The 446-nt window shown below is 57.6% G+C and carries 1 pseudogene; it reads left to right on the forward strand.

The window, feature by feature from the left end:
• Window positions 1–446: pseudogene (locus tag DVK07_RS21790) on the forward strand (zinc ribbon domain-containing protein); the annotation flags it as partial.

A 446-nucleotide genomic window follows, 5' to 3' on the forward strand; every position in this document is an offset into this window, starting at 1 on the left:
AGTACCCCGGTGGGGCGCTCAAAGAGGACGAGTACTACTTCACGAAGAAGAAAGCCAAGTGCGACGATTCTTCGTCCCAAGAGGCGACTCGTCTTGACCGGAAGCGAACGGGTCGCCGGACACACTTCTTGTACGGGCTCTCGAAAGCGATGTGGAAGAGTGTGTCGAAAGCGATGTCGGAACGCTTGTCGTTGGCGACCTTAGCGGCATCCGAGAGGACGACGAGAATGGCGACCCTCAGAATTGGGGCGACCACGGCAATCTCGACTTACACGAGTGGGCGTTCGACCGCTTCACGACACTCTTCGACTACAAGGCCGAAGCCAAAGGCATAGACGTGGTGTTGGTGTCGGAGCGTGATACATCGAAATCGTGTTGGGCGTGCGGCCACACTGACGACACTCAGCGCGTTGAACGCGGGCTGTACGTGTGTGAGAACTGCGACA

Origin of the sequence: Halorubrum sp. Atlit-26R (genome assembly GCF_003666015.1) — an archaeon.
In the GTDB taxonomy this organism is placed as follows: domain Archaea; phylum Halobacteriota; class Halobacteria; order Halobacteriales; family Haloferacaceae; genus Halorubrum.